The following is a 2,195-nucleotide window of genomic DNA, read 5'->3' as shown; positions in this document are numbered from 1 at the left end:
GAAAACATGAAGATTATTGTTGATCCCAAGCAGCCTCTGGATTTCGAGACCTCGGCGGGCATTGGAAATTTTGACGGCATTCATCTCGGACACAAAGAGATAATAGAGGCTGCAAAACTCCGCTCGCGGGAAAATTCAACGCATTCCTGCGTGATTACATTCAATCCCCATCCGCAGAAAGTTCTCGGCAGAAAGGAGCTTTCTCTCATCTTTCCGTTAGGGTGGAGGTTCGAGATGCTTGAGGCTACTGGGATTGATGCGGTTATCTGTCTTAACTTCACCTGCGAGCTCTCAAAGGTAAGCGCGGAGAATTTCATAAAAGACATCCTCCTTGAGCGTCTCAGGATAAAGGACATAGTAGTGGGTCCGGGATTTTCTTTCGGACACAAAAGAAAGGGGAATGTCGATCTCCTCCGTTCCATGGGAGAAACCTATGGCTTTAACACGGTAGTTGCAGAAGTGGCTCGGGTAGATGATCAGGTGGTAAGCAGCAGCGCTATAAGGAACCTTGTAAAAGGCGGGGAAATCAGCGAGGCGAACCGGTTTTTCGGTTACGATTACTACATAGAGGGCGTCGTAGTGGAAGGTGAGAGAAGAGGCAGAAAACTGGGTTTTCCTACGGTTAACCTTGATACCGAATGGGAGATTCTTCCCAAGCCGGGGGTTTATGCCACCTACATCAGGCTTCCCGACGGCTTCCACGAAAGTATCACCAACATAGGGATACGCCCGACGTTTGAGGAGAGTAAGCTTACGGTCGAGACCCACATTTTTGATTTCAATGACGATCTTTATGGAAAGAAAGTCAGGGTGAATTTCGTCGAGAGACTGAGGGATGAGAAGCGTTTTGCGAGCGTGGATGAGCTTGTAGCGCAGATCGAACACGATGTCGCTTCGGTACGGGAAATTCTTTGCGATTACCCTAAGGACGAGCGGATTTGGAAATAAAAGCCACAACGCGGATATACGGCATCTTCGGTCATCCGGTGTCCCAGAGTCTGTCTCCCGCCATGCATAACGCGGCGTTCGAGCATCTAGGGCTTGACTGCGTTTATCTGGCTTTTGACGTGGACCCCCGGAACATAGACAAGGCCGTAAATTCGATAAGAAACCTCGGTCTTTGTGGAGTTAACGTCACCATCCCGCATAAGCAGTCCGTTATGGCGGGTCTGGACGAGATTGCTCCTGAGGCCTCCATGGTCGGAGCGGTAAACACCATAGTTAACGAAGACGGTAGGCTCAAGGGTTACAACACGGACGTTTCTGGAGTGCTGAGAGCTCTTCATTCTGAACTCGAGTTCGTCCCGCAGGACAAGAATATTCTTATCGTGGGAGCCGGCGGAGCCTCAAGAGCGGTAATAGTGGCGATGTGTACAGGCGGCGCCCGAAGTATTGCAATTGCAAACAGGACCTATTTTAAGGCACAAGAGCTTTCCGAGGAATTCTCTCCGCGTTTTGGAGACGTCGGATTTTCCGCGGCCCCGCTTGAGGACGCAGCGCGGGTGGCGCAGATGATGGAGCAGACAGACATCGTGATTAACTGCTCTTCTGCGGGAATGGGTGATATCGAACCTCTTCGTCTTCCGCTTGACCTGCTCGATGAGAACTGTGTGGTCTACGACCTTGTCTACAAGCCTGCCGTCACTCCGCTTGTAAGGGACTCCAAGGCTCTTGGGCTCAAGGCGGAATCCGGGCTCGGCATGCTCCTTTACCAGGGAGTTGACGCTTTTGAGATCTGGACGGGCGAAAATGCCCCGGTTGAGGTGATGAGGGATGCACTCTCTGTTTCCGGGTGATATAATAAACTAGGAAGTTTTTAATCGGTCACGGGAGAACTTTGATGAAAGTAACCAGTCCAGCGGGGGATTTTGAGATAACGGTGACGGAATCATCCGTGGAGGGTGATTTTATCGTAATAAGCGGGCAGATGGGAGTCTGGGATTCGCAGATATACATGAAGCCCTCCGACCTTCTTAGTTTTGCGGGGGTATTATTCAACCTACAGGTTATTTTGTTCCTCGCGAAGCAGCCGTTCAGGTGGATTTTCCGCGGAAAGCGGGACTAGCGGCGGTTTTTTCGGGGATAAGGAATCCCTATGCCAACATGCTTCAAGTGCCTTGCTGGTTGCGTTTTTTTCCTTGTCAGCAATACATGAAGATTGGACGAACAAGATTGAATCATCGATTTTCACAGGA

General features: G+C 50.4%; 3 protein-coding genes. All 3 read left to right on the top strand.

All coding sequences use genetic code 11. The features are described 5' to 3' along the window. The coding region (locus tag OXG10_00215; protein ID MCY3825797.1) for a bifunctional riboflavin kinase/FAD synthetase at nucleotides 1–948 on the top strand (948 nt) is incomplete at its 5' end. After that, a complete protein-coding gene (locus OXG10_00210; GenBank protein ID MCY3825796.1) occupies nucleotides 939–1,796 on the top strand; it encodes a shikimate dehydrogenase in 858 nt (285 codons plus the stop codon). The genes OXG10_00215 and OXG10_00210, both read left to right, overlap by 10 nt. A gap of 44 nt (nucleotides 1,797–1,840) precedes the next feature. Beyond that, nucleotides 1,841–2,065, top strand: a complete 225-nt coding sequence (locus OXG10_00205) for a hypothetical protein (GenBank protein ID MCY3825795.1) — start codon at nucleotides 1,841–1,843, stop codon at nucleotides 2,063–2,065. Nucleotides 2,066–2,195 lie beyond the last annotated feature (130 nt).

It is taken from the genome of Candidatus Dadabacteria bacterium (assembly GCA_026706695.1).
Classification (GTDB): Bacteria; Desulfobacterota_D; UBA1144; order Nemesobacterales; family Nemesobacteraceae; genus Nemesobacter.
This window is presented reverse-complemented; position numbering and strand designations above follow the sequence as displayed.